15 protein-coding genes are annotated in these 19,135 nt (G+C 63.9%); 10 read left to right on the top strand and 5 right to left on the bottom strand.

Features of this window, described 5'->3' with window-relative positions; all coding sequences use genetic code 11:
- Nucleotide 1: 1 nt before the first annotated feature.
- Complete coding sequence (locus tag ACNHGR_RS23510) at nt 2-772, bottom strand: DUF4153 domain-containing protein (protein ID WP_475289359.1); 771 nt, start codon at nt 770-772, stop codon at nt 2-4.
- 4 nt (nt 773-776) lie between these two features.
- On the bottom strand, nt 777-1,580 hold the full coding sequence (locus ACNHGR_RS23505; RefSeq protein ID WP_475289358.1) for a DUF4153 domain-containing protein: 804 nt from the start codon (nt 1,578-1,580) through the stop codon (nt 777-779).
- A gap of 253 nt (nt 1,581-1,833) precedes the next feature.
- On the opposite strand from ACNHGR_RS23505, the gene ACNHGR_RS23500 reads away from it, so the two are divergent.
- Complete coding sequence (locus ACNHGR_RS23500; RefSeq protein WP_475289357.1) at nt 1,834-3,375, top strand: vWA domain-containing protein; 1,542 nt, start codon at nt 1,834-1,836, stop codon at nt 3,373-3,375.
- A 19-nt stretch (nt 3,376-3,394) separates the two neighbouring features.
- On the opposite strand, the gene ACNHGR_RS23495 is transcribed toward ACNHGR_RS23500, so the two are convergent.
- Nucleotides 3,395-4,291, bottom strand: a complete 897-nt coding sequence (locus ACNHGR_RS23495; protein ID WP_184274476.1) for a pirin family protein — start codon at nt 4,289-4,291, stop codon at nt 3,395-3,397.
- A 29-nt stretch (nt 4,292-4,320) separates the two neighbouring features.
- A complete protein-coding gene (locus ACNHGR_RS23490) occupies nt 4,321-4,641 on the bottom strand; it encodes a hypothetical protein (protein ID WP_475289355.1) in 321 nt (106 codons plus the stop codon).
- Between the two features lie 297 nt (nt 4,642-4,938).
- On the opposite strand from ACNHGR_RS23490, the gene ACNHGR_RS23485 reads away from it, so the two are divergent.
- From ACNHGR_RS23485 to ACNHGR_RS23460, 6 genes are all read left to right on the top strand, one after another.
- Nucleotides 4,939-8,316, top strand: coding sequence for a trifunctional glycoside hydrolase family 18/polysaccharide deacetylase/glycosyltransferase family 2 protein (locus tag ACNHGR_RS23485; protein WP_475289354.1), 3,378 nt, complete (start codon nt 4,939-4,941; stop codon nt 8,314-8,316).
- A complete protein-coding gene (locus tag ACNHGR_RS23480; protein WP_475289352.1) occupies nt 8,313-9,044 on the top strand; it encodes an AcvB/VirJ family lysyl-phosphatidylglycerol hydrolase in 732 nt (243 codons plus the stop codon). Before ACNHGR_RS23485 ends, ACNHGR_RS23480 begins: the two co-directional genes overlap by 4 nt.
- Nucleotides 9,041-11,635, top strand: coding sequence for a bifunctional lysylphosphatidylglycerol flippase/synthetase MprF (gene mprF / locus ACNHGR_RS23475; protein WP_475289351.1), 2,595 nt, complete (start codon nt 9,041-9,043; stop codon nt 11,633-11,635). The genes ACNHGR_RS23480 and mprF overlap by 4 nt, the downstream gene beginning before the upstream one ends.
- Nucleotides 11,636-11,643: 8 nt before the next feature.
- Nucleotides 11,644-12,327 (top strand): response regulator transcription factor, encoded by a 684-nt coding sequence (locus ACNHGR_RS23470; RefSeq protein WP_184274468.1) that lies wholly within the window; start codon nt 11,644-11,646, stop codon nt 12,325-12,327.
- 2 nt (nt 12,328-12,329) lie between these two features.
- Nucleotides 12,330-13,715: a sensor histidine kinase gene (locus tag ACNHGR_RS23465; RefSeq protein WP_475289350.1), complete on the top strand. Its 1,386-nt coding sequence runs from the start codon at nt 12,330-12,332 to the stop codon at nt 13,713-13,715.
- Between the two features lie 150 nt (nt 13,716-13,865).
- Nucleotides 13,866-14,441: a hypothetical protein gene (locus ACNHGR_RS23460; protein WP_184274466.1), complete on the top strand. Its 576-nt coding sequence runs from the start codon at nt 13,866-13,868 to the stop codon at nt 14,439-14,441.
- Nucleotides 14,442-14,444: 3 nt separating this feature from the next.
- Here ACNHGR_RS23460 and ACNHGR_RS23455 read toward each other — a convergent pair whose 3' ends face one another.
- On the bottom strand, nt 14,445-15,347 hold the full coding sequence (locus ACNHGR_RS23455; protein ID WP_475289348.1) for an SDR family NAD(P)-dependent oxidoreductase: 903 nt from the start codon (nt 15,345-15,347) through the stop codon (nt 14,445-14,447).
- Between the two features lie 132 nt (nt 15,348-15,479).
- Between ACNHGR_RS23455 and ACNHGR_RS23450 the strand changes: the two genes are divergently transcribed.
- Genes ACNHGR_RS23450 through ACNHGR_RS23440 form a run of 3 tightly spaced genes read left to right on the top strand, consistent with a single transcriptional unit; the run spans nt 15,480 to nt 19,133 of the window.
- Nucleotides 15,480-16,904: an MFS transporter gene (locus tag ACNHGR_RS23450; RefSeq protein WP_475289347.1), complete on the top strand. Its 1,425-nt coding sequence runs from the start codon at nt 15,480-15,482 to the stop codon at nt 16,902-16,904.
- A gap of 37 nt (nt 16,905-16,941) precedes the next feature.
- Nucleotides 16,942-17,700 carry a nuclear transport factor 2 family protein gene (locus ACNHGR_RS23445; protein WP_184274460.1) on the top strand — a complete coding sequence of 253 codons (759 nt, stop codon included), beginning with the start codon at nt 16,942-16,944 and terminating at the stop codon, nt 17,698-17,700.
- Nucleotides 17,701-17,705: 5 nt separating this feature from the next.
- Nucleotides 17,706-19,133, top strand: a complete 1,428-nt coding sequence (locus ACNHGR_RS23440; protein WP_475289346.1) for an NAD-dependent succinate-semialdehyde dehydrogenase — start codon at nt 17,706-17,708, stop codon at nt 19,131-19,133.
- Nucleotides 19,134-19,135: the final 2 nt, after the last annotated feature.

Raw genomic sequence — 19,135 nt, 5'->3', positions numbered from 1 at the left:
ATCATTTCGCGCTCTCCCCTGTCAACTCGGGCCTGAACGAATCTGGTGACCTGTGTTCCATCGGCGGGATCAGCGCACCTCCACAATCACGAGCGCCTGCTTGCAGTGAAATCGGCCCCATCTGTGCGGCGAGCCTACGTGCCTGCACCAGCCGCCCTTGCCCTCGCAGGGTCCAGCCAGGGGTCTGGCCGGCTTCCAATCGCGCAAAAATATCCAGTCGCGTTGCCTGAACATGTTCGCGAAAGAGTGGATTCAGGTCAGCACGTTGCTCCAGCGACAACAAAGGCAGCAGCGCGGAATCACCCAGAACTCGCATGTGGCAGAGGTCCAGTGCCACGCTTCGTCCTCCCACTTCACGCGCATGGCGCACGTTCCACCATGCCGCGATTTCTCCCAGATCGATGAAACATATTGCGGCCAGCACAAGCCCGGTGGCGCCCAGATTGATGTTTATCAACCAGCTTGCGCTGCGGGCTTGCAGCAAGCGCCAACAGATTGTCGCCAGGGCAAAGCCGACCAGCGCCATCCAGATCAGTGCCGCGATGCGCAGCCGGGTCAGCGAATAGGCCTCGATATAGTCGGCTGTGCGCAGCATGGAGGACGCGACCAGAATGATATTCTGGCCGATCCAGATCATGACCAGCTTGCGGATCACGGGCGTCCGCGCCGTATCCGAACCGGGCCGCAGCGTCACCAGCACGAACAATGCCGCCAGCAACGCCGTCACGATCAAGGGGTAGGCGCCACGGTGGGCATAGTCGGCCAGGGTCATGCCATCAGGCATCGGCGCCCAGCCCCAGAGCCAGACGACATCCATCAGATTTTTGCGCCGCGAAGATCAGGTTGAAGACGATCAGCGACAATGTGACCGATGCGATCGAAACGCCGGGCAGCACCAGATCACCCTGTCCATCCACAGCCGGCAGCAGACGTCGCGCCAGCCGCGGCCGCAACAGGCTCCAGATGCCGATGAAAAGCAGGCCCCAGAAAGCGCAGCGGATGAACAGCGAGTTGGACAGTTCCGGCAGCGTGAAAGCGTCGAAGAAACGCTCGATCAGGGGATTGGCCGCCGCGAACAGACTGAGGATGACGACACTGCCGATCACGGGTAGCGCAAAGGTGGCGAGCGCCGCCCGGATGCCGCAGGGGTTTGATCGTCCCGCGAGGCGGACCTTAAAGAGCCGGCGCAGGTCGATCAGAGGTATGAAGGGCGATCGCAATCCATGCAGCAACAGGCGTTGGAACCAGCGCCAGCCGTCATCGAAGCGCCCGGTCGCAGGCAACAACGCGGCCATGGTCGCTGCGATCCAGAATAGTATCCAGGCCAGGAGGCACGCATCGTAAAGCAGCGCGCCACTGAACAAGGCGGCGGCTGCCAACGCGACCCAGGCGCGGCGATCATGCCGCACAGCCGGGCGCCCGATCAGCAGCGCACCCAATACCGCCAGCGTGAACAGACCGAAATAGCCCCCATAAAGCTGACGCTGGTAGAAGAGCCAGTCGCCAAAGGCCACGACCAACAGGGCCGGCAACAATTTCCAGCGAAAGCGCGCGGTGAGGCGCAGGGCAGCAGCAGGCATGGTCTTGTCTCCCTGAATGTCAGGGCAGGATGCGGCGGTCCAAAGCAGATACGGGGGTGCAGCCGATCAATAGTTAGCGCAGCCTTGATGCAGAAGATGTGCAGGCTGGATCGCAAACCCCATAATTCTGCGAAAAGTGCAGAAAGCGAAGGACATCGCCTCGGACTCGCCCGCTTTCCGGCTCCATTCGTCGCTTGCCAGCCTCATTTCATCACCCTTATTTTCTCTCTACCGCAACAGTGGAGAAACTAGCATGCGCAACCGCTCGGTCATCGCTCTCGTCCTTCTACCCGGTCTGATCCTTGCCGGATGCAGCCGGCCACCCAGCGAATTTGCCTATAATGAAGCCTTTGGCAGCGCTGCGCCTGTCGCCGGTATGGACCGTTATGACGGTCATCCCGTCAGCCCGGTCCATCAGGTCGCCAATGATCCCGTCTCGACCTTCGCCGTGGATGTCGACACGGGCGCCTACGCCAATGTTCGCCACATGCTGCTGGGCGGCCAGACAGTCCCGGCTGACGCGGTGCGGACGGAGGAAATGATCAATTATTTCCGATACGACTATCCGTTACCCGCAGACCGTAGCGCGCCGTTCAGCGTAACGACCGACATGTCGACGACGCCCTGGAATCCCGGAACGCGACTGCTGCGCATCGGCCTTCGCGGCTATGATGTCGCCCGGTCGCAGCGGCCGCCGGCCAACCTGGTTTTCATGATCGACGTATCAGGATCGATGCAGGATGCTGACAAGCTGCCGCTGGTGAAGCAGGCGCTGTCCACGCTGGCCAACGAGCTGCGTCCTGAAGACAGCGTGTCGATCATCACCTATGCCGGCTGGGTCGAAACGTTGGTCGAGGGCAGCCATGACCCGGCAGAGATCAAGGCGGCGCTGGACGGGCTGGACGCGCAGGGAGCAACGGCGGGTGGGCCGGCGCTGGCCATGGCCTATGATCTGGCGCGCGCCCACCGCATCCACGGCGGCATCAACCGGATCGTCATGGCAACCGACGGCGACTTCAATGTCGGCCTGTCCGACCAGCAGGGGCTGGAAGACATGGTGAAACAGAATAGGGAAGACGGCATCACCCTCACCACACTGGGCTTTGGCCAGGGCAATTATAACGACGCGATGATGGAAGCGGTCGCGGATCTGGGCAATGGCAACCATGCCTATATCGACAGCGCGATGGAGGCGCGAAAGGTGCTGGAGGAGGAACTGTCCTCTACCCTCTTCACCATCGCCAAGGATGTGAAGATACAGGTCGAGTTCAATCCGGCGGCGGTCAGCCAATATCGGCTCATCGGCTATGAAAATCGCGCTTTGGCGGAGGAGGATTTCGCCGATGATCGCGTCGATGCGGGCGAGATCGGCGCAGGTCATCAAGTGACGGCCGTTTATGAGATCGTCCCGGCCGGGGACACAGGCTGGACCGGACCGCGCAAATATGCCGCCAATCAGGCGCCAGCCGGAACCGGCGATGCGAGCGAACTGGCCACGGTCCGCCTGCGCTACAAATTACCCGAGGGATCGGCCAGTCGAGTGATCGAACGCCCTGTCCCAGCAACATTGATCTACACCGCCGGTCGACCGCAGGGGGACATGGCCTTTGCCATCGCGGTTGCGGCTTTCGGCCAGAAGCTGCGCGGCGATACGCGACTGGGTAGATTCGATTATGCCGACATCGTCCATCTCGCCGGCCCACAGTCCGATTATTGGCGACAGGAATTTGTACAACTGGCCGGCCTTGCGGCGTCTGGACAGCGGCATGTCTGGAACGGCGAGGCGGGGGATTAACCCCGCCCCCTTGGGCAAGTCAGGCCGGGAGCGGGATGAACTCGCTCTCGTTCGGCACTTTGGCGAAACGCTGGGCCTGCCAGTCGGCCTTGGCCTGCTCGATCCGTTCGGCCGAGGAGGAAACGAAGTTCCAGTAGATATTGCGCTTCTCCGGCAGCGGTTCGCCACCCAGCAGCATCAGTCGGGCCCCGCCTTTCGCCCGCAGCAGGATTTCCGCGCCAGGCTTGAACACCACCAGTTCGCCGGTCGCAAAGCCGCCGGTCTGGCCGATCACCTCGACCTCGCCCGCCACCACGTAGATGGCGCGTTCCACATGCTCGGCTTTCAACTGGTAGCGCGCGCCGTCCTGCAAGGCGATGTCGGCATAGACCATGTCGGAATAGGTCTTTACCGGCGACAGCAATCCATCGGATGTACCCGCGATCAGGGTCAGGCGCGTACCTGCATCCTCGATCGTCGGGATGTCCTGCGCCTTGTGGTGGGAAAAGCCGGGATCGGTTTCCTCGTAGCGGGTTGGTAGCGCGACCCAGGTCTGAAGTCCGAACAGCTTGCCGCCTCTGGCGCGGTTTTCGTCGGATGTGCGCTCGCTATGGACGATGCCGCTGCCTGCCGTCATCCAGTTGACCTCGCCCGGTCGGATCGACTGGACCGAGCCGACGGAGTCGCGATGCAATATCTCGCCCTCCAGCAGATAGGTGACGGTCGCGAGGCCGATATGCGGGTGCGGACGCACGTCCAGCCCTTCGCCGCTGTTGAAGACCGCCTCGCCCATCTGGTCGAAGAAGATGAAGGGGCCGACCATGCGGCGATGTGCCGAGGGCAGTGCGCGGCGGACGGAAAAACCGTCGCCCAGATCACGGACAGGCGGCAGGATGATGGTGTCGACGGCGTCGATATCGGAAGAACGGATGGACATGGAACTGGTCCTTTAAAGGGGGATAAGGATCAGGCGCCGAGCAACGCCAGCGCTTCGATCTGGGCGCGGGAAAAGCCCTGCGCGGCAAGGGCGGGCACATGGCTTTCGGCCAGTCGCCGGGTACGGCCGGTTTCGCACAGGAAGTCACGCACCGGATGAAGGCGAGCGGGGAGCGGCACAGGAGCGACCTTCTTCGCGCCGATCAGGGCATCCACCGCATGACCGATGCGCGACCGCAGCGATCCGGCAGCCGTCGGTTCTCCGCAGCCGCAATCAGCAACGGCAGTCAGCGTCGCCTGCACATGCTGCCATTCGGCAGGGCTGAGGTTCGGCGTGGCGATGGTCAGCATGTCAAAACTCCCGTTGGGCTATGCCAATGCGATAGTCGGGAAACCCTGTTAAGATCAGTCCGATAAAATGCCGCATTTCATTCTAGAAAGTTGAATGATTGGCGTTCGGTCGCCGAGGGATTTTATCGGTCTGGGTCAGCGCGCGATGGAAAAGCGCATCATGACGAAACTGTAATCATGCGCTCATGCCCGCGACCGTCGACCCGTCGTATCTACGGTTGCGGTCATTTTCCTCGACCGTGAAGTGAGAGGCGGCGTTCCCCCTGTTGCGCCGCCTCTCCATACCACGGGTGGATGATGCACAGGCCGATCTTCTACGATGCCAGCGGGCGTCGCCGCCGTTTCACCCTGCCTGCCCTGTTCGTGACGCTGCTTGCCATTGCGCTGGCGGCAGTGGCCTTTGCCGTGACCATTGTCGATGTCCCTGTGCCGCCGGCCGTGCCGCTGCGCATGGAGCGCCCACGCGCCGAGGGCATCGGTCAGAAGCTAGGCCATCTGAGCGCGAAATTGCGCGCCAGTTTCGCCCAATGGCTCCCCCATGGCGGTTCGATCATTCCCGCGCACCCGGTGACCGCTGCCTTTTACGTCCCTTGGGACGATGCCAGCCGCGCGGCTTTGCGCCAGCATGTCGACCATATCGACTGGATCGCGCCTGCCCTGCTTTCCGTCACGGGCGGATCGCACCGGTTGCAGGTGACGAACGACAACAATTTTGCCGCGATCATCCGCACCGCGCGTCGCCGTCCCAAGATTTTCCCGGTCGTGCAAAATGTCGCCGATGGTGCCTGGGACGGCGCGGGTACGGCCGCCCTGCTGCATGATCGTCGCGCCCGCACGACATTTCTCAATCAGCTCATCCCGTCACTGCGGGCGCTGCATGCCGCTGGCGTCGTCTTCGATTTCGAGGCGCTTCCGTCCACCGCACAGCGCGACTATCTGGCCTTCCTGCGGCAGGCCGCACCGATGCTGCACGACCAGCATCTGCTGCTGACGCTGACCGTGCCGGTAGACGACAATAGCTGGAATCTTGGCCGTTATGGCCGGCTTGCGGACCGTTTGTTCCTGATGGATTATGACCAGCATTATATCGGTGACAAGGCCGGCCCGATCGCGGCCCAGCCCTGGTTTGTGCAACGGTTGCGCACCGCGCTGAAGGCGGTGCCGGCGGGCAAGACGATCGTCGCCATCGGCAATTATGCCTATGACTGGACCGAGGGTGCGGCCAGCGCTGACACGTTGTCGATCGAGGATGCCTGGCTGTCCGCGCATGACAGCGGCGCACCGATTCGTTTCGATCCGGCATCGGGCAATGCCAGCTTCGACTATCAGCAAGACGGGCAAGTCCATCATGTCTGGATGCTGGATGCCGCGAGCGGATGGAACCAGATCCGCGCGGCGCGGCTGGCCGGTACCGGCGGCATCGCCCTGTGGCGCCTGGGGTCCGAAGATCCCGGCTTCTGGTCCGCACTCAAGCAACATGACAATGCGCTGCCCGCCGCGATGGGCCGGCTGACCAGCTTCAACTCGGTCGACGTCGAAGGCAATGGCGAGATATTGCGGATCGACGACGTACCGACCATCGGCCATCGCACGATCGCCATGGGATCGGGCCGCACTGCGGGGCTCATCACCGACGAGCATTTCGCCAGCCTGCCCACCCCCTATGTCATCCGCCGGACCGGCTATCGCCCGCATGAAGTGGCGCTGACCTTCGACGACGGCCCGGACCCGGTCTGGACCCCGCCGATCCTCAGCATCCTGCGCAAGGCGCATGTGCCGGCAACCTTCTTCGTCATCGGCGAAAATGCGATGATGCATCCTGGCCTGCTGCGCCAGATCGTCGCGCAGGGCAGCGAAATCGGCAACCACAGCTACACCCACCCCAATCTGGCGCAGGTCTGGGACAAAGGCGTGTCATTGGAACTCAACGGCACGCAGCGGCTGGTGGAAGCCTATACCGGCCGGGCGATGCGCCTGTTCCGCGCGCCCTATTTTGGCGACGCAGAGCCGACCACGGCGGACGAAATAGGGCCGGCGCTGGAGGCGCAGCAGGCGGGTTATGTGAATGTCGGCCTGCATGTCGATCCGGGCGACTGGACCCGGCCGGGTGCTGACGCCATCGTCGCGCGCACGATTGCGCAGGTAGAGGGCGGCGGCGCGGACAGATCGGCGCAGATCATCCTGCTGCACGACAGTGGCGGCGACCGTGCGCAGACCGTGGCGGCCCTGCCCCGCATCATCAAGGCTTTGTCCGCGCGTGGCTATCGCTTTGTGCCGGTATCGACGCTGGCCGGCCTGACGCCGGCGCAGGTCATGCCGCCCATCCATGGCGCGGACCTGGCCGCCGTGCGCGTCGATGTCGCCATCTTCCTGATCCTTGCAGCCATCGCCGTGACGCTCAAATGGCTGTTCTTCGCGGTCATCCTGTTCGGCATCGGCCGGGCGCTGATGCTGGCCGGACTGGCGCTAGGCAGCCGTCTGCCGCGCAACCGCATTGCGCCACCCGCAGTCCGGCCAGACCTGTTCGTGTCGGTCATCATCCCTGCGTTCAACGAGGCGAAGGTGATCGAGGCGTCGGTACGCCGCGTCCTCTCCAGTGAACAGGTCGGGCTGGAGATCATCGTGGTCGATGACGGATCGACCGATGGCACCAGCCGCATCGTTGCCGATGCCTTTGCTGGCGACAGCCGCGTGCAATTGCTGACCCTTGCCAATGGAGGCAAGGCGGCGGCGCTCAACCGGGCGCTGGAGTTGGCGCGCGCGCCGATCATCGTGGCGCTCGATGCCGATACGCAGTTCGAGCCACTGACGATCGCCCGACTCGCCCGTTGGTTCGCCGATCCGGCGGTCGGTGCCGTCGCCGGTAACGCCATGGTCGGCAACCGGATCAACCTGGTCACCCGCTGGCAAGCGGTGGAATATGTGACGGCGCAGAATCTGGAGCGGCGCGCACTGGCCCGCTTTGGCGCCATCACGGTGGTACCGGGCGCCGTCGGTGCCTGGCGACGGGCTGCGCTGGACGCGGTGGGCGGATATCCGGTCGATACGCTGGCCGAGGATCAGGATCTGACCATCGCGGTGCAGCGCGCCGGATGGCGCATCGCCTATGACACCGAGGCTGTCGCCTGGACCGAAGCGCCGGAGAGCTTCCGCGCCCTGTCCAAGCAACGTTTCCGCTGGGCCTATGGCACGTTGCAATGCCTGTGGAAGCATCGCGGCATCTGGCGGGAAGGCAGGCCGGCTGGCCTCGCCTGGGTTGGCCTGCCCCAAGCCTGGCTGTTCCAGATCGGTTTCGCGATGGTATCGCCGATCATCGATCTGGCGCTGGTGGTGAGCGCGCTCGACATGGCCTTGCGCGTTCATCAGCATGGCTGGGCACAGACGCAGAGCGACGTGCTGCGCATGGCGCTCTACTGGATTGCCTTCACGGCGATCGACATCGCTTGCGGCGCGGTCGCCTATCGACTGGAACCGCGCGAGAAACGCTATCCCGCCCTGCTGCTGGTGGCACAGCGCTTCATCTACCGGCAGATCATGTACGGTGTCGTCATCCGCGCCGTGGGTACCGCCATTCTTGGTCCATGGGTCGGCTGGGGCAAGCTGGAGCGCAGCGGACGGGTGCAATCGGCCGACATGCCGCATGGCGCCAGCCCTGCCTGGAGTCATGGGACATGAGCCGATCAACCGTCGCGCTGGCCGGCCTGACCGGCGCCCTGCTGCTGACGCTCTGGTATATCGGGTATATCGGCAATGGCGCGCTGTTCGACACACTACCCGCGAAGACGGCCGCGCGGCAACATCAACCCCGCATGGTGGCGCTCTATCTGTCCGGCGACATGGGTTTCCATGCCGGGCTGGGGCCCGATGTCGCCGATCGACTGACCCGGCACGGCATTCCCGTGGTGGCCGAAAACAGCCTGCATTTCTTCCGTACCCGGCGTACGCCCGAAGAGGCCGGCGCCATGATTACCGATGGCCTGCGCCGCGCGATCACACTGAACCCCGATGCCCGGCTGCTCCTGCTCGGTCAGTCGTTCGGCGCGGATGTGATCGCGCCTTCGCTTCCCTATGTCCCGACGGACTTGCGGCGGCGGATTGCCTTCATCGGCCTGATCGTTCCCGGCGCAACGCGACAATGGCGCGCATCTCCATCCGAAATCTTCTCCTTCAACGAACCCGAAGAAGATGCGATCACCGCCGCCCAACGGCTTAGTTGGACTCCCCTACTGTGCATTCATGGCGCGGAGGAAGCGGCGAGCCTTTGTCCAGCACTTCGCCAGCACAATGTCACCCGGCTGGAGCTGCCCGGCGGTCATCCATTGCACCATGATGCCGATGCCGTCAGCGCCGCCCTGTTGCAGGGGATCGGACGCGCTGTCGGCTCGCCCGGCGCCAGTCGATGACCACCAGCCTAACGCTTCCGGGCACCCCTAGCGGACGCAGGCCCCTGCTGGGCTTCGCCCTGCTCCTGCTGATAGCGGCCCTGGTCTTCGCGGCAATCGACCATCTTTTCGCCGACATACAATGGCATGACGTCCGCACCGCCTTTCATGCCATTCCGCCGTTCGCCATCGCCGCCTGTGCGCTATTGACCGGCCTCAGCTATCTCGCCCTTACCCTCTACGATCTTCTCGCGCTGCGGATTATCGGCAGTGCGATCGGCTGGCGTACGGCGGCGCTGGCGTCCTTTTGCAGCTATACGCTCAGCCACAATCTCGGCCTCGCGATCGTGACCGGTGGGTCGGCGCGACTGCGTATCTATGGCGCGGCGGGTCTGGGCGCCGGGGATGTTGCGCGCATCATTGCATCGGCCAGCTTCGCTTTCTGGGGCGGCGTCTTCACGCTCGCTGCGCTGGCCATGACCCTGCATCCCGCCGCCATCGCGCTGGGTGGCCTCGCGCTTGATCCAACCGCGCAACGCATCATCGGGACCGCGCTGCTTTGCGGGGCCATCCTGCTGCTGGCGGCGCTCGGTCCGATCGCACGGCCCGTCAATCTGTTCGGCTGGACCCTGACGTTGCCCAGCCGGTCACAGGCACTGGCGCAGATCGGCATCGCCTGCATCGACCTGGCCTTTGCCAGCGCCGCCCTGTTTGTACTCGTCCCGCATCTGTCACCCTCGCTCTATCCCACCTTCTTTCTCGGCTATGCATTGGCAATCATCGCGGCGCTCATCAGCCATGTGCCGGGCGGCCTCGGCATATTCGAAGGGGTGATGGTCGCTGCCCTGCCCGGTCTAGATCAGCCAGTGCTGATCGCGGCCCTGATCGCCTATCGCATTCTCTATTATCTGGCCCCGCTGTTCGTCGCAGTCATCCTCATCACCGCACATGAGAGTCATGCCTGGCGTCGACCGGTGCGGCAGGTGGCAAGCGGCGCGCAGACGCTGGCACGCGCGATCGCGCCCAACATGTTCGCAGTGCTGGTGGCCGTCGGCGGCACAATCCTGCTCATTTCCGGGTCGCTGCCCGCTGTTCCAGGGCGGTTCCGCATGGTGGCCGGCATCATCCCGATGCCCTTTGTCGAAGCCTCCCATCTCGCCGCGAGCATGATCGGCGCCATGCTGATCCTGCTGGCATCGGGCCTCTATCGGCGGCTCGATGGCGCCTTCTGGCTTACCCGGTTGCTATTGGTCGCTGGCGCCATCTTCTCGCTGATCAAAGGTCTGGATTATGAGGAGGCAATCCTCCTCCTCTTCATCGCCGCCCTGCTGCAATGGAGCCGCGCAGCCTTCTATCGCCGCACCAGCCTGACATCGGCGATCTTGACGCCGGGATGGATCGCCACGCTGGGTGTCGCCTTCGGCCTGTCCCTCTGGATCGGCTTCATCGCCTATCGCCATGTCGATTATCAGAGCGATCTATGGTGGCAGTTCGGCCGCCATCAGGATGCTTCCCGCTTTCTTCGCGCGGCGCTGGCTGCCGGCGTGGTAATGGTCGGCGCGGCGATCATGGGGCTGCTGCGCCCGGCCATGGCGCACAGCGACGAAGGAACATGCGGCCCGCCCAGCGAGACCGCGATCGCTCTCGCACGTCGAACAGACGCCTGCCTGGCGCTGACCGGCGACAAGCGTTTCCTCACCTCGGCATCCGGCCGCGCCTTCCTGATGTATCAGGTGCAGGGCCATAGCTGGATCGTCATGGGCGATCCGGTCGGCGATCCAACGGAATGGCCCGACCTGTTGTGGCGGATGCGCGAACAGGCCGACGCAGCGCAAGGGCGCCTGCTCCTCTACCAATTGAGCCTGGCGTCCCTGCCTGTGGCCATCGACCTTGGCCTGTCGATCGTCAAATATGGGGAAGAGGCGCGGATTGACCTCAACGCCTTCACGCTGGAGGGATCGCAAGCGCGGCCTTTGCGCCATGCCGTGCGCCGTACGGCCCGCGACGGGGCGAGCTTCGAGATTGTCGCGGCAGCGGACATGCCCGCCCTTCTGCCGGAACTGCGAGCGGTGTCAGACGAATGGCTGACGGCCAAAGGCGCGACCGAGAAGAGCTTCAGCGTCGGCCGCTTCGAGGACAGCTATATGGCGAGATTCGATTGCGCGGTCGTGCGATGCCACGGAAAGATCGTCGCATTCGCGAATATCTGGGCGACCGCCGATGGACAGGAACTATCCGTCGATCTGATGCGGCAGAGCGCCGACGCCCCGCCGGGCGTCATGGATTTCATCTTTACCAGCCTGCTGCTCTGGGGCCAGTCTCAGGCCTATCGCTGGTTCACGCTCGGCCTTGCCCCCTTGTCCGGGCTGGAGGCGCGGCGCTTGTCGCCACTCTGGGTCAAGGCGGGTGCCTTCCTCTATCGCCATGGCGATGCCTTCTATGGCTTTGGCGGGTTGCGTGCCTATAAGGCGAAGTTCGCGCCGATCTGGGAACCGCGTTTCATCGCGGGGCCACAGGGACTTTCGCTGGCGCGGGCGATGGTGGACCTCCAGCGGCTGATCGGCGGCGGACGAGGCAGCATGGCCGCCCGGATGCGGGAGGCCGGGAGATGAGGACGGTCATGAGCTATAAGGTGCTGCTGGTCGAGGATGACGCCACCACCGCCGATTATATCACCAAGGGCCTGGTAGAAGAGGGCTTCACCGTCGATCGCGCCGACAATGGCCGCGACGGGCTGTTCCTGGCGACCGAGGCCGCGCATGACGCGATCATCCTCGACCGGATGCTGCCGGGCATGGACGGCATGGCCGTGCTGGCTGCGCTGCGGGCGGCGGGCATCGCCACCCCGGTCATCATCCTGTCGGCGCTGGCAACCGCCGATGAGCGGGTCAAGGGCCTGACCGGCGGCTCTGACGACTATCTGGCCAAGCCCTTCGCCTTCGCCGAGTTGCTGGCGCGGCTGCGCATCATCCTGCGCCGCGGTGGCGGACAAGCGCCGGAAACGCGCCTCTCCTGTGGCGACCTGGAGGTTGATCTTCTCTCTCGCAAGGTGAAGCGCGGTCCCCGCGCCATCGACCTGCAACCCCGAGAATTCCGCCTGCTCGACTATCTGCTGCGCCATCAGGGGGAGGTCGTGACGCGGACCATGTTGCTGGAAGGCGTATGGGATTATCATTTCGACCCCGGTACCAATGTCATCGACGTGCATATCAGCCGCCTGCGCCGAAAGGTGGATGAGGATGGCGAAAGTCCGCTGATCCACACCATTCGCGGTGCGGGCTATCGCCTGAGCGAACAGGGCTGACGATGCGCTGGCGCCAGAGCGTCATCTGGCGGTTCGCCGCGCTCGTTTTCCTGATGCAGATCGCCTGCGTGCTGGTCGCGCTATGGGCGGTGCATCAATTCACCAACAATTCGGTGGATGAGGCGAGCCGCGCGGTGGCCGTCAACCTGCGCGACGATATTGCCGCCACCTATGCGGCGGCCGGACTGCAGGCTGCCGGTGCGACAGTGCGCAGCCGCATGACAGCCGATCCGGATGGCAGTTCGGTCATGCTACTCATCGGCCCTAATGGTCAGCGAGTGGCAGGCAATATCCCCGACTGGCCTTCGGCAATCGGCCCGGCGGAAAGCTGGCGACAACTTGATCTGCGGCGCATTGGCCAGAAGGAGCATGATCCCCAAAGCATCGGCATCGTCAGCACCCAATTCCCCGATGGCACAAGACTGCTGACCGGTCATGTCGTGGAGAATGACCTGCGCTTCGGCGGCTATCTGGAGGCTGCACTGCTGGGCGCCGTATTGCTCGCCATACCGCTCGCTGCAAGTGCCGCCTTTTTTTCCGCCGCGATCATCCGGGGGCGCTTGCGATCGGTGATCGACACGGCCGCGGCGGTTGGCACCGGCGACATGAAGCGCCGGATCATCCTGTCCGGCAGCGGCGACATGTTCGATGCGCTGGGCGAAGAGATCAACGCCATGTTGGAACGAATCACCGGTCTGGTAGATGAAATGCGGCTGGTGACGGACGGCTTAGCCCATGACCTGCGCTCCCCGCTGACCCGCATGCGCGCCGTGCTGGATAATGCGTTGCGCCAGAGCCGGGAGGAGGAATCGATCGCGGCGCTGGAAAAGGCACTGGAAGAAGGCGACACGCTGCTGCGGATGCTGGACGCTGCGCTGCTGATTAGCCGGGCGGAGGCGGGGATCGGTCGCGACAGTTTCGGGGCGGTCGATGTCGCCGCCTTGCTCCAGGATTTTCAGGACATGTATGATGCCCTGGCCGAGGATAACGGCGTTACCATCAGCGTGGAGGCCCCGACCGATCTGCATATCCGGTCGCATCGCGAGATATTCGGTCAGGTCTTGTCGAACCTGATCGACAATGCGCTCAAATATGGTGGCGACCGCATATTGCTGTCGGCGCAGCGATCAGGCGACATGATCGAGGTTGCGGTGGCGGACAATGGGCCTGGCATCGCGGAAGAGCGACGGATCGAGGCGCTGCGCCGCTTCGCCCGGCTGGATGCGTCCCGCCATATCAGCGGCGCTGGCCTCGGACTGTCGCTCGCGTCGGCGGTTGCGCATATGCATGGCGGCACGTTGACGCTGGGCGATGCCGGACCGGGCCTGCGGGTCATGTTGGTACTGCCTGCCTTTGATACGGCCCAAACGGCCCGTGCCATATCCTGACATAATATCCACAAGCCGGGAGGGATCTGCCCTCCCGGCAAAGTGCCGGTCGTGACACTTTACCGAGGGGCAAAGTGTCACGGGCGACAAAATGCGACTCGGCAGAAAATCGGGATTCACAAGCGGGCGAGACTATGCTTGATTCACGATATGTTTCATGCGTCCGTCTCGTCCCGCATCCCTGGTGGCAGCGACCTGTCGTTGTTGCTGGACCAACTGTCCCATTGCTGCTCGCGGCCGCGCTATGCCTTCATGCTGCTGACGCTGATCGCCGATGTGGCGCGACCCGATGGCAGCGCGGGGCCGGAAGTCAGGGTGGGTGAGGGCCTGATCCCGCTACGCGACTGGCTATGCGATGCGCTGACGCCGATGGGGCATCGCGATCCGCGCCGCATGGCGCTGGTGGAGCGGGTGCGCGAGGAATTGCACAAGGGCGCGCGCCTGTCCGGCGACAACGCTGCCGACGAAGCTTTGGTGCAGGACGAGGTCAGGGGCCGCGTTCGTGCATCAGGCAAGACCAATCTTAGCCGCGCCGTTACCGAACTGGTCAAGGCCGGCCTGCTCAAGCGTCATTATCAGGGCTATCGCGTCGATCATCTCAACCGCGGCGCACAGCGCCAGGCGGTCTACACATTGATCGGCCGTGCGCGGGTGCTGGCCGTGGCGCCGGCCACACCGCGCCGCACGGTCGCCCCGCCCCGGCAGGGCGACCTTTTCACCCACTGAGTGTCAGGTGCGTTCGCGCGCCTCACGTCGGGCCTTGGCGTAACTGTCGCGGCGCATCTTTTCAAAGCCGACCCGCTGATCGAAGCCGGCATCCTGCGGATAGTTGCGAAAGTCCGCCAGTATCTCATCGAAGACCGTCGCCAGTTCGTCGCGGAATTCGGGATGGGGGAAGATGTGAAAGCGGTTTTCGCGCACGGCTTCCAAGGTGCGGGCAGCGATCACGTCCGGCTCCATGCCAAATTGATGCAATTGCTCCAGCCGACCAACGGCCGCGCTATCGACCGGCTTCGCCCCCGCACTGAGCGCTGCCGGCCGCACCTCGTCGCTGGCGTAGATATGACTTTTCACCAGACCGGGGCAAAGTACCGACACACCGATCCCATGCGGCGCCAGACTATAGCGGAGGGATTCGCTCATCCCTCGCACGGCGAATTTGGTGGTGTTGTAGATGCCGGGCGCGCCGCCGCACAGGAAACTCGCCATGGACGCGGTATTGACGATATGGCCGCCCTGCCCCAGCGCCTTCATGCGCGGCGCGAAGGTCATCACCCCGTTGATGACGCCGTGCAGATTGACGCCCATGACCCAGTCCCAGTCGTCATAGCTGGATTCGTCGATCGTCTGGAACAGGTTGATGCCGGCATTGTTGAAGAGGAGGCTGACAGGCCCCAAAGCCGCCTCCGCCCGGTCGGCCGCCTCGGCGAAGTCGGCGCGTGATGCGACATCGAGTTGGACAGCTAAAACGCTTTGATTGTCGAGCGTCTTCATCGCGCTCGCCAGCGCTTCTTCGCGAATATCGGCGATCGCCACCTTGCATCCCTGCGCCAGCAAAGCGCGCACCAGCCCGAGGCCAATGCCATTGGCGCCGCCGGTCACGAAGGCGGTGCGTCCCGCAAATTCGAGCATCCTGTTCTCCCATGACGATCTTTGTAACGAGCGTGCATTTTTCTCTCGCCATATTCGTATAGATCACTTACAAATTCGCCAAGCCGAAATTTCACCCCTGTGAACAAAGGGGGAAGTGGAGAGGAGAAGGTCATGGCCCTGGCGCCCGCGCCGATTGCGACCGATACGATATGGGATGGAGAGGATGCGGCATCGCCCGATGCGACCGCGTCTGCCCGCCCGCCTTATTCCACGGCAGCGGCCTATTGGGCGCTGTTCGTCATCATCCTGGCAACCTTCGTCACCTTTTTCGAACAGGTGGTGTTCGCCATGCTGGCGGAACGGATCAAGACCGACTTCGGCCTGTCCGATTCGCAGCTCGGCTTTCTCGCCGGGCCGGCCAGCATCATCTGCTATCTGTTCGTCGGCATTCCGCTGGCACGTCTTGCCGATATCTTCCCGCGCAAGTTCGTACTGGCAGGCGGCTGCGCGGCGTTGGGCATCATCACCTCCATGGGCGGCCTCGCGCAGAATTTCGGCCAATTCGTCGGCACCCGCGTCTTTCTGGCGGCGGGCGGATCGGCCCATGCGCCATCCTCCTATTCGCTGCTGGCCGACGCCTTCCCGCCGCGCATCCTGACCCGCGCCTTCGCGCTGCTGCAATTCGGCTTCATCGGCGGCACCACGCTCGGCCCGGCGATCGGCGGCATGCTGATCGCGATGGCCGCCGGTTGGGCGCCGACCCAGCATGGCGGTCTGACCATATTGGGCTGGCAATGGCTGATGATCTGGCTGGGACTGCCAGCACTGCTCGTCGGCCTCTTGTTCCTGACGGTCAAGGAGCCGCCGCGTCAGGCACTGGCCGCAGGGGCAGTGACTCCGCCGACCGGCGGTTCGATCGGTCGCCGCCTCCTGACCTTCACCGGGTTGGACGCCGCCAAGGCAATCCATGCCAAGCGCCGCGTCTATTATCCGCTGTTCGCCGGACTGGCGCTCAGTGCCATCGAAGTATTCGGCCTGCAATTCTGGCGCGTCCCCTTCATGATCCGTACCTATGGCTGGAACGAGGCCCAGATCGGCGCGGTGATGGGCACGATGACGCTGGTGGCATCACTGACCGGATTGCTATTGGGCGGCATCTTCGTCGAATGGCTGGCCAAGCGCCATGCCGATGCCAATGTCCGCGCCGCCGCCATCTTCTTCGGTTGCGTCACCATATGCGCCATCCTAGCGCCGCTGATGCCCAATGGCTATGCGTCGCTGGGCGTCGCCAGCGTCGGCGCAATGTTCGGGATCGCCGGCGCGGTCCCGCAAAATGCCGCGATCCAGCGCGTCGCCCCCAATGCGATGCGCGGGCAGGTGACCGCCATCTACCTGTTCATGTTCACCTTCTTCGGTGCGATGGGCAGTTTCCTGGTCGGCCTGGCGCAGGACTATATCGTCGGCGATCCCAGCCAGTTGTGGAAGGCGCTGGTGATGACTGCCGGCGTGCTGTTGCCGATCGCAACGCTTTGCATGGTCCGGGCGATCCGTCCCTATCGCGAGGAAGTAGAGCGGCTAGCCGCTGAAGCAGCATAATTAGTAAGTATTACATACAATGATAGGAGAGCAATTCATGTCCGACGCCGATCGCATTGCGCATCTGGAAAAGACTGTCACCGACCTTGCCACCCGGTTGCAACGGCGGGAGGATGAACTGGACGTCCGCAAGCTCCAGCATCTCTACGGCTATCTGATCGACAAATGCCTTTATAACGAGACGGCGGACCTGTTCACCGACGATGGCGAAGTGCGCTTCTTCGGCGGGGTATGGCGCGGCAAGGCGGGCATCCGCCGCCTCTATGTCGACCGGTTCCAGGCCCGCTTCACCCATGGCACCAACGGTCCGATCGACGGCTTCCTGCTGGACCATCCGCAATTGCAGGACATTGTCGACATCGATCCCGACGGCGTCACCGCCCATGCCCGTGCCCGGTCGATGATGCAGGCGGGCAGGCACAAGGATTATGCCGACCCCACCAACCCGATGTTGGGCGCCCGCCAATGGTGGGAAGGCGGCATTTACGAGAACACCTACAAGAAGGTGGACGGCATCTGGCGCATTCAGATCCTGAACTACATGCCGCAATGGCACGCCGATTTCGACAAGGGCTGGGCCAATACGCCGGCCGAATATGTGCCCTTTCCCAAGATCACCTATCCCGAAGACCCGACCGGTCCCGATGCGCTGATCGAGGATCATTGGTTGTGGCCGACGCACAAGCTGGTGCCGTTCCACATGCCGCATCCGGTGACAGGCAAGGCAATCGTCGCCGAACGCTGGCAGGGCGATATCGACCGCGAGACGGCGGCCCGCGAAGCGGTGAGCGCCTGACCCCCATGACCTATCCCGATCTCTACCTGATGATCGACGGCCAGCGGCTGTCGGGTGGCGGGCGACGCACCCACAAGGTCGTCAACCCCGCCACCGGCGCGACGCTGGCCGAGTTGCCACTCGCCAACGCGGCGGATCTGGACGCGGCGCTGGCGGCGGCGCAGCGGGGATTCCGCCGCTGGCGCGACTCTACGCCGCAGGAACGCGCCGCCGTGCTGCAAGGCGCGGCGCGGCTGATGGTCGAACGGCAGGAAGAGCTGGCGCGCATCGCCACGCTGGAACAGGGCAAGACGCTGGCTGAAGCGCGCATCGAAGTGATGATGAATGTCGGCCTGTTCAACTTTTATGCCGGGGAAGTGTTTCGCCTCTATGGCCGCACGCTCGTCCGCCCGGCAGGCCAGCGATCGACGGTGACGAAGGAACCGGTTGGCCCGGTTGCCGCCTTTGCTCCGTGGAACTTCCCGATCGGCAATCCCGGCCGCAAGCTGGGTGCGCCGATCGCCGCGGGCTGTTCGGTCATCCTGAAGGCGGCGGAGGAAACGCCAGCGAGCGCGCTCGCCGTACTGCAATGCCTGACCGACGCCGGCCTGCCAGGCGATGTGGCACAGGCAGTCTTCGGGGTTCCGGATGAGGTGTCGCGCCATCTGCTCGGTTCGCCGATCATCCGGAAGATGAGCTTCACCGGCTCTACCAGCGTCGGCAAGCATCTGGCCAAGCTGGCGGCGGAGGATTGCAAGCGCACGACGATGGAACTGGGCGGCCATGGCCCGGTGCTGGTCTTTGCCGACGCCGACATCGACAAGGCGCTCGATACGGTAGTGGCGGGCAAATATCGCAATGCCGGGCAGGTATGCGTGTCCCCGACCCGCTTCATCGTTGAAGAAGGGGCATATAATCGCTTTCTCGCCGGCTTTGTGGAGCGCGCGAAGAAGGTGGTCGTGGGCGATGGCGCCGTCCCCGGCAGCATCATGGGACCGATGGCCAATGCCCGGCGGCTGGATGCGATGGACCGGCTGATCGGCGACGCCGTGGCGAAGGGCGCGACATTGGAAACCGGTGGCGCCCGGATCGGCAATGCTGGCTATTTCTACGCGGCCACCGTGCTGTCCGGCACCCCGCTGGACGCCGTCATCATGAATGAGGAACCGTTCGGTCCTGTCGCGCTCATCAACGCCTATCCCAATGAAGATGCGATGATCGCGGAGGCCAATCGCCTCCCCTATGGTCTGGCCGCCTATGGCTGGACCAGCGACGCTGCGCGGCAGCGCCGGATCGCCCGCGACATCGAAGCTGGGATGGTCGGCATCAATACATCCATGATCGGCGGATCGGACTCGCCCTTTGGCGGGGTCAAATGGTCGGGTCATGGCGCGGAGGACGGGCCGGAAGGAATCGACGCCTGCCTGGTCACCAAAGCCGTACATGAAGGATAAGC

Source organism: Sphingobium sp. RS1, assembly GCF_056156825.1.
Note: the sequence above shows the minus strand (reverse complement) of the source record. Positions and strands in the feature narration are given on the sequence as shown.